Source organism: Winogradskyella poriferorum, assembly GCF_050618035.1.
Taxonomy (GTDB): Bacteria; Bacteroidota; Bacteroidia; order Flavobacteriales; family Flavobacteriaceae; genus Winogradskyella; species Winogradskyella poriferorum_A.
Genome location: NZ_JBODPY010000016.1, coordinates 1 through 394 on the forward strand (window position 1 = coordinate 1; position 394 = coordinate 394).

1 pseudogene is annotated in these 394 nt (G+C 37.1%); it reads right to left on the reverse strand.

The window, feature by feature from the left end:
* Nucleotides 1–264, reverse strand: a pseudogene (locus ACRHOC_RS14735) (glycosyltransferase family 4 protein); the annotation flags it as partial.
* Nucleotides 265–394: the final 130 nt, after the last annotated feature.

Sequence of the window (394 nt, forward strand, 5' to 3'; positions counted from 1 at the left end):
TTGGCAAATTCGAGCAGCTTCCACTAAATTGATAATACCTTTTTCATACACTAAGCGTGCTACACATATAAAGGTGAAAGGGTTTCCTTCTCTTTTAGCGTGTACGTTGATATCCTTTAACTCAATGCGACTACTTTGAATTAATGTGCTATTGGATTTGGTTACTAGATTGTTTTTTAGGAATAAAGCCATATCATCTTTATTTTGAAATATGGTCATAGCTACTCGCTTCCGAATTAACCAATGAAGTGCAAAGTATACCATGCGTAGGATTAGAAACTTTGGGGTATTAGACATGAACACGGTACCTAAGCCAGTAATTGTACGTACAATTGGAGTTCTATTTCCAGACAGGGCTAGGGGAACAAGAAATGCAGGTTTGGTATCAAATGTC